General features: G+C 45.9%; 14 protein-coding genes. 5 read left to right on the forward strand and 9 right to left on the reverse strand.

The features are described from left to right. Positions 1–99: 99 nt before the first annotated feature. The 8 genes from QUA97_RS27670 to groES form a co-directional block, all read right to left on the reverse strand. On the reverse strand, positions 100–246 hold the full coding sequence (locus tag QUA97_RS27670) for a hypothetical protein (RefSeq protein ID WP_333197492.1): 147 nt from the start codon (positions 244–246) through the stop codon (positions 100–102). 117 nt (positions 247–363) lie between these two features. Next, complete coding sequence (locus QUA97_RS27675; RefSeq protein WP_333197500.1) at positions 364–420, reverse strand: hypothetical protein; 57 nt, start codon at positions 418–420, stop codon at positions 364–366. Between the two features lie 32 nt (positions 421–452). After that, a complete protein-coding gene (locus QUA97_RS27680; protein ID WP_255515880.1) occupies positions 453–551 on the reverse strand; it encodes a glutathione S-transferase family protein in 99 nt (32 codons plus the stop codon). Between the two features lie 179 nt (positions 552–730). After that, entirely contained in the window at positions 731–973 is a 243-nt protein-coding gene (locus tag QUA97_RS27685; RefSeq protein ID WP_333197495.1) for a hypothetical protein, read from the reverse strand. Between the two features lie 41 nt (positions 974–1,014). After that, the gene (locus QUA97_RS27690; RefSeq protein WP_194067942.1) at positions 1,015–1,275 is read right to left on the reverse strand and encodes a hypothetical protein; all 261 of its coding nucleotides are present in this window, start codon (positions 1,273–1,275) and stop codon (positions 1,015–1,017) included. 150 nt (positions 1,276–1,425) lie between these two features. Further along, positions 1,426–1,764 (reverse strand): flavoredoxin, encoded by a 339-nt coding sequence (locus QUA97_RS27695; protein ID WP_194067943.1) that lies wholly within the window; start codon positions 1,762–1,764, stop codon positions 1,426–1,428. A gap of 223 nt (positions 1,765–1,987) precedes the next feature. After that, positions 1,988–3,628, reverse strand: coding sequence for a chaperonin GroEL (gene groL, locus QUA97_RS27700; RefSeq protein WP_194067944.1), 1,641 nt, complete (start codon positions 3,626–3,628; stop codon positions 1,988–1,990). 136 nt (positions 3,629–3,764) lie between these two features. Next, positions 3,765–4,076: a co-chaperone GroES gene (groES, locus tag QUA97_RS27705; RefSeq protein WP_194008182.1), complete on the reverse strand. Its 312-nt coding sequence runs from the start codon at positions 4,074–4,076 to the stop codon at positions 3,765–3,767. A 433-nt stretch (positions 4,077–4,509) separates the two neighbouring features. Here groES and QUA97_RS27710 point away from each other — a divergent pair, with 433 nt between their 5' ends. Continuing rightward, entirely contained in the window at positions 4,510–4,935 is a 426-nt protein-coding gene (locus QUA97_RS27710; protein ID WP_333092179.1) for a (2Fe-2S) ferredoxin domain-containing protein, read from the forward strand. A 49-nt stretch (positions 4,936–4,984) separates the two neighbouring features. Next, positions 4,985–5,233, forward strand: coding sequence for a hypothetical protein (locus QUA97_RS27715; RefSeq protein ID WP_333197498.1), 249 nt, complete (start codon positions 4,985–4,987; stop codon positions 5,231–5,233). A gap of 86 nt (positions 5,234–5,319) precedes the next feature. Here QUA97_RS27715 and QUA97_RS27720 read toward each other — a convergent pair whose 3' ends face one another. Next, the gene (locus QUA97_RS27720) at positions 5,320–5,529 is read right to left on the reverse strand and encodes a hypothetical protein (protein ID WP_194069836.1); all 210 of its coding nucleotides are present in this window, start codon (positions 5,527–5,529) and stop codon (positions 5,320–5,322) included. Positions 5,530–5,637: 108 nt separating this feature from the next. On the opposite strand from QUA97_RS27720, the gene QUA97_RS27725 reads away from it, so the two are divergent. The 3 genes from QUA97_RS27725 (at position 5,638) to QUA97_RS27735 (ending at position 7,138) form a co-directional block, all read left to right on the forward strand. Next, a complete protein-coding gene (locus tag QUA97_RS27725) occupies positions 5,638–6,282 on the forward strand; it encodes a response regulator transcription factor (RefSeq protein ID WP_194011504.1) in 645 nt (214 codons plus the stop codon). A 96-nt stretch (positions 6,283–6,378) separates the two neighbouring features. Further along, positions 6,379–6,528, forward strand: a complete 150-nt coding sequence (locus QUA97_RS27730) for a hypothetical protein (protein WP_194069834.1) — start codon at positions 6,379–6,381, stop codon at positions 6,526–6,528. 88 nt (positions 6,529–6,616) lie between these two features. After that, positions 6,617–7,138: a LabA-like NYN domain-containing protein gene (locus QUA97_RS27735; protein WP_006633075.1), complete on the forward strand. Its 522-nt coding sequence runs from the start codon at positions 6,617–6,619 to the stop codon at positions 7,136–7,138. Positions 7,139–7,208 lie beyond the last annotated feature (70 nt).

Here is a 7,208-nt window from a genome sequence, read left to right on the forward strand (position 1 = left end):
TTATCATTATTACCCAATTATATTTATGCACAAAGGGGTATTGACAAAATCTACTCCTTTCTAACTTGTTACCAATGTGCAGGGCCAGAAAAATGCGCGTTAGCGAAGCCCTCGAAGAGGATCGTCCAACAAACCTTCAAAGAATTTCAGCACAGTATCGACTTTTTCCTTAGCCTTTGCGATTTCCTGCGCTTGGGGAGTTCCCCATCCCATTATTTCACTGCTGAGGGGCTCAAGTCCCGGCATAAGTTAGTTAACCGTGACCAATTCTACCATCTTCAGAACCGCCAAATCTTTCGGCTCTTTCGGCAGCATTGCCGGTTCGGGATACTTAGTTTCTAGATAGTCAAGAATTGCTAGAGACTAGACGACAGTGAAGTCATCATCGACCAAAACAGGGATGCGGTGAAAAGGATTCATTTCCACAAATTCTGGATCTAAGCGATCGCCGTCTAAGTGATTTCTACTAATTCAAAGTTGAGGTTTTTTTCTATGAGGGCGATCCACACGCGGCGGGAGTTGGGGGAAATGGGACTATGGTAAAGTTTCATAATTGGTGTGCCTGGTTATTCAAAGCTAATAAAAGCCACATTTTGATTATGCACTTAGGCGGATCAGTTTTTGCTGCCTTCTCTCAAAGTTATTCGAGAGCTTGATCTGAAATTACTCTGAGCCGTTTACAGGCCTCCTCCGCCGTCATCGCCTCGCTAGTTTCCCACTCTGCCAAAGTTTATTCTAAGGCTTCAGATAGCGCTGGTTCATAAGCGATATTTTCCCATCCAGTATTCTGCTCTAAACTTTTCGTCATGTCTGCAAGGAGAACCTCTAAAAATTTAATATCATTCCCTATATCGGCAGCCTCATCCTCATCCTCATCTACATCTTCAATTACTTGAAAACGTTCTTTATAGGCATTTATTTGATGTTCAATGGCTTTTATAATAAATCTTAAATCTTTAAATGATAGATTCATATTATTTCCATTCCCAAGGACGAATATTTAGCAATCCCTAACTAGACGGTTGCTTGAAGAAGCATATCCTCTACTTGTCTAATTTGCTCCCAATCAATTGCTGCAACCCAAAGACTTTCCTCTTCAGAATATTTCACCACGCCATCCACTTCTAATTCTTCGCTATAGAGGGTGAGCAATTGACCATTTTGCAATTTAATATTTTGGCGGCTCAAATCTTCAATTGTACCAACACAATTCAGACGAAGGCGACTCTGTTCATCAGCATTATGAAAGTCTGCAAAGATTCTGGGATAACTCATATTTATTACTACACTTAAGATGATTTTTTTTATGGGGTGATTTACGCAACTGACTCACTTAGATGAGCTGGTAGGGTGCGTCAGACGAAGTGATGGATTAATATAACCAGGGTTTGAGGATCTGACGCACCCTAATCTATGTACCAGTTGCTAAGTCCTAGATGGGTTAGGAATCGTTGGTATCAGCAGAAGACTTGCTTGTTCTGGTGTTAAGCCAGTGAGAGTTGCATGATTTAAACTTCTGCCAGAAGTACGGATGACATCTCCACCTTCCGACCGAACTTTAGCCACTGTGGTAACACCCACTTGTCCATGAGGGATTCCTAATGCTAATTCTGCTATAGACAATTCTACTGCACATTCTACAGAAATTCCCGTTATGCCGCTGGGATGGGTTCCTATGGCACGTTGAATATCTTCTGGATGATTGCGACCACCACGAACTACTAAGGCTTCGTTGGGAATGATCTCTACATTTATTTTAGTCATTTTCAAATTTGATTAAAATTTCTAGTTTTAATGTCACCGCAGGGTTGGGCTATTAGGTTGTGACCTTGCGTTTTTAGTAAAAAAATATATTATTTAATATATCTGAAAAAAGTATTTAACCGATCTTCAGAGTTAAAGTTATGCCTACAGTAAAAGCAGTTCCCAAAATAACAGGGCGGGCCCTAAAGCCCGCCCCATCAAACTATCGATTATCGACTAGCGATTAGTAATCGAAGTCGCCGCCGCCCATGCCGCCGCCAGCGCCAGCAGCAGCGCCATCCTTCGGTTCGGGCTTGTCAACAACGATGCACTCGGTTGTCAGCACCATGCCAGCAATAGATGCTGCATTTTGCAGAGCAGAACGAGTTACCTTCGCAGGGTCAACGATACCAGCTTCAAACATATCGACAAACTCATTTGTCGCTGCGTTGAAACCAACGTTGAATGGCTTTTCTTTGACGCGCTCAGCGATGACAGCGCCGTTCAAACCAGCATTTTCAGCAATCCGCTTCAGAGGAGCAGCCAGAGCCCGGGCTACAATCAAAGCACCGGTCAATTCTTCGCCCTTGAGAGTGCTATTAGCCCACTCTTCCAATTGAGGAGTCAGGTGAGCCAAAGTTGTACCGCCGCCGGGGACGATGCCTTCTTCGACAGCAGCTTTGGTTGCGTTGATCGCATCTTCAAGACGCAGTTTGCGATCCTTCATTTCGGTTTCGGTAGCCGCGCCGACTTTGATGACTGCAACGCCACCAGCCAATTTGGCTAAACGTTCTTGCAGCTTTTCTTTGTCGTAGGAAGACTCGGTTTCGTCCATTTGACGGCGAATTTGTTCGCAGCGGGACTTGACGGCGACTTCGTTACCTTCGGCAACAATTGTGGTGTTGTCTTTGGTGATGGTGATGCGGCGGGATTTGCCAAGCATATCCAGCTTGGTGTTTTCCAGTTTCAAACCAGCATCTTCGGTGATTAGTTGACCGCCGGTCAATACGGCGATATCTTCTAACATGGCTTTGCGTCGATCGCCAAAACCAGGTGCTTTGACAGCAGTCACGTTCAACACGCCGCGCAGTTTGTTGACAACCAGAGTAGCTAAAGCTTCTTTCTCGATGTCTTCTGCAATAATCACCAGCGGGCGGCCGGAACGGGCTACTTGTTCGAGTACGGGTACTAAGTCCTGTACCAAGCCGATTTTCTTGTCTGTCAGGAGGATGAAGGGTTCTTCTAGAATCGCTTCCATCCGTTCGGTGTCGGTGACGAAGTAGGGAGAAATGTAGCCTTTGTCGAAGCGCATCCCTTCGGTGATTTCGAGCTCGGTGGTCATAGACTTCCCTTCTTCTAGGGAAATTACGCCTTCCTTGCCCACTTTGTCCATTGCGTTGGCAATCATTTGGCCGACTTCATCGTCGTTACCGGCAGAGATTGAGCCTACTTGGGCGATGGATTTGGAATCTTCTACTTGTTTGGCGTGTTCGGCAATTTTTTCGACCAAAAAGCTGGTTGCTTTGTCAACACCGCGTTTGAGGGCGATCGCATTTGCGCCGGCTGCAACGTTCCGCAGGCCTTCTTTGACCATTGCGTGAGCTAGAACGGTAGCTGTTGTGGTGCCGTCGCCTGCTGCGTCGTTGGTTTTGGAGGCGGCTTGACGGATCAAGGCAACGCCTGTATTTTCTACGTGGTCTTCTAGTTCGATTTCTTTGGCGATGGTAACGCCGTCATTGACGATTTGAGGAGCTCCGAATTTCTTTTCGAGAACTACGTTGCGACCTTTGGGCCCGAGGGTGACGGCCACTGCTTCGGCCAAAATGTCCATGCCGCGTTCGAGGGCGCGACGTGCATTTTCGTTGTAGATTATACGCTTAGCCATAGTTTTTGGGGATGAAAAGGTTTGAGATTTTTGATTGGGGAGGGATTTTAGTCATTTGTCCTGTGTCATTAGTTGTTTTGCGGCCTTGGCTTTAAACTGATGGCTGATGACGGCAGGACTGATGACTGATGATTAATTAGTTAACGATCGCCAGAATGTCTTTTTCGGCTAGCAAGACGTATTCGTCGGTGCCGAGTTTGATGTCGGTGCCTGCGTACTTCGAGTAGAGAACTTTGTCGCCAACTTTGACTTCCATTTCAACGCGCTTGCCGTCGTCATTGCGCTTGCCGGGGCCCACGGCCGCGACTTCGCCTACTTGGGGCTTTTCCTTTGCTGTGTCGGGCAGAAGGATGCCGCCGGCGGTTTTTTCTTCGCTAGCGCTTACTTTCACGAACACGCGCTCGCCTAAAGGTTTAACGGTAGAAACACTCAGTGATACTGCTGCCATAAATAAATCTCCAGATTACAGATCCTAGTCAGTTAGCCTGCCGGGGTCGCTATCAAAGCAACTGCCGACTGCTTGCTACTGACATATTAGCACTCTCGACTCCTGAGTGCTAATTTAGCTTTAGTTAGGGGCGATCGCAACTTATCTGTCTGTACGGGTTCCCGAACAGAAAATGAGGGGGAGAGTGGGAGGTGGGGAGATGGGGAGAGTGGGAGAGGGGGAGAGTGGGAGAGTGGGAGAGGGGGAGAGGGGGAGATGGGGAGAGAGGGGGAGATGGGGAGAGGGGAGAGAGAGGGGGAGAGGGGGAGAAGATTTTTGATTGAGCGTCGAAATATACAAATTAAATGCAGTACAGCTTATGGGAGATTTGGTGATGGGGTGATGAGGTGATGGCTTTCGATCGCCCAAAAATTACTATTGACGAATGAATATAATGACAAAAAATCAGGATGAATCTTGCAGCCAAGGCTTGAGGGCTTGTGTCAAAAGCCTGGGAATCGATCGAATCGACCGACATATTTTTATCTGTGCCGACCAAACGGTGCCTAAGTGCTGCGATCGAGAAACCAGTCTGGTAGCGTGGAATTACTTAAAAAAACGCTTGCAAGAATTGGGCCTGGACAAACCGAGTGCCGATCGGCCAAGCTGCATTTTTCGGACTAAAGCCAACTGCCTGCGAGTGTGCGCGTCGGGTCCGATTATGGTGGTCTATCCAGACGGAGTATGGTATCGCGACGTTACGCCCCCCGTCATCGAGAGAATTATTCAGGAACATCTGATCGGGCAGGAGGTCGTGGAAGAATACGCTTTTTTAACTCATCCTTTGCCACAGCCCGATCGCGGAAAACCAGCCATTTAAATTTATGTAGCGCTCTCAAAAAGCAGAGCGTTATAAATAAGGTGCTAAGTTGAAGGCTTTGAAGCTCAGATTCTCCGGCGCAAAAGGCGATCGCGATCGAACAACTGTACTTTCGGGTCAGTCTCTGGTAATCTTGCCGGTCGCTTTAATTTTTTTGAGGAGGGTGACGGGAAGAAGTTCGATCGGGCGACAATTTGCCCAAAAGTTTTTCAACAGCAGACATCAGGCAGTTTGCCAAACTACACTAGAAATAGTTAAATACGTAAGTAAGGAGTCTTTAAATTTTTCTAAATTATAAAGTAACAATTAAAATTGGGGCATCAACATACAATTGAACGTATCCAGATTAAATATCTTACGCTAAGCGCTTCGAGCGGGTCGATCCTATAAATCAAGGCCCGACCACATCATCGATGACTGTTGGCGAGGAAGATAATTTTTGTTAACTTCAGCCGGATCGTCATGATTAATCGGGCGATCGTCAGTCATAGGTTTTGGCTTTGTTCCTAGTGGTAAGGCATTTACAAACAAAGTCCGATCGCTGGGAAAGAAAGCGGTAACACCCGCCCCGCTTTCCCCTGAGCGCAATAGCATCACTCGCTTTCGCCGTCCGCCGTCAAGGGGGCGGCGGTGTCAGCGGGGGACAAAAATAAACAAGTGTGAAAACGAGAAATTGTGCGGGGTACTGTAGCGGGAACAAACATGAAGGATAACTCAGGAGACCAAAAAAGGCTGATGCTGGTTGACGACGACCCAAACTTGATCTTGCTAGTCAAGGATTACTTAGAATTTCGGGGTTATAACGTCATCACAGCAGAAAACGGCAGACACGCCCTAGAAAAACTCGAAGAAGAAATCCCCGACTTGATCATCTGCGATGTGATGATGCCAGAAATGGACGGGTACACTTTAGTCAGACAAATCAGAGAAGACCCGCGCACGAACTGGATTCCAGTTCTTTTCTTGTCAGCAAAAGGTCAAAGTTCCGATCGAGTAAAAGGCTTGAGCACTGGGGCTGACGTTTATATAGTCAAACCTTTTGAACCCGAAGAACTGGTAGCTCAAGTAGAGTCTTCCCTGAAAGCAGCATCTCGTTTAATTCGCCACTCTACTCCAGGTATTGAGAGCGGCCCAAGAATTAAAGCCCGTCGCCATGTCGAATTGACTCCAACTGAGTTAAAGGTGGTACAGTTGCTAGCGCAGGGTATGGCAAACCGCCAAATAGCAGACATCATGAATGTTAGCCAGCGGACTATAGAGAGCCACGTCAGCAATATGCTAGGCAAAACAGGTCTGCACAACCGAACAGAATTAGCTCGCTGGGCCCTGGAAAGCAAAAAGGCTTGAGCACTTCTACCCTCAGCTATCAAATTACGGGAGTATAAGGTAAAGTAATGCGCTGGGTGCAAGCCTGCTTGGCGGTAGTTTCAACCCCAATTAACTTTGACCCAACAGCCGACAACGACTGAACATGAGTTATCGGGAATCTGGTTCGATCGACCTTGCTCGGTCGATCGAATGCAAGCAGCTTTAAAAGAACCCTCTGGCGGTAGAGCCGAAAATATGAAATACTGGAGGGATGGAGTTTTCTGAAGTTTAATCTATTGCCTCAGTTAGCTCCATATTGCTAAAATGTGATATTTAGATTAACTTCTTTCTACAATTATTAGGTCTAAGTTCTATGACAAACTTAATGAACCGCCTTTCTATTTTTGTTGACGGGAACAATATGTTCTACGCTCAACAAAAGAACGGTTGGTTTTTTGATCCTCGCAGGGTGCTCGAATATTTCAAAACTTCGCAGCCAAATGTCATCTTGATCAATGCTTTCTGGTATACGGGTTTGAAAGACCCGCAAGATCAAAGGGGATTTCGAGATGCTTTAATTAGTCTGGGTTACACCGTTCGTACTAAGATTCTTAAGGAATATTACGATGATGCTTCGGGCAGATATTCTCAAAAAGCTAATTTAGACATAGAGATTGTGGTTGATATGTTTAATACGGTAGATCAATACGACCAAGTTGTGCTGTTTAGCGGGGATGGAGATTTTGAGCGGGCGATCGAGCTACTGCGATCAAAAAATACTCATATTACTGTGGTATCCACCGAAGGAATGATTGCTAGAGAGTTACGAAATGCTACAGATAGGTATATAGACCTGAATGAAATTCGGGAACATATCGAAAAAATGGATTATTAGTCATTAGTCATTAGTCATTAGTCATTAGTCATTAGTCATTAGTCATTAGTCATTAGTCATTAGTCATTAG

The sequence above is a fragment of the Microcoleus sp. CZ3-B2 genome, assembly GCF_036705055.1.
GTDB lineage: Bacteria > Cyanobacteriota > Cyanobacteriia > Cyanobacteriales > Microcoleaceae > Microcoleus.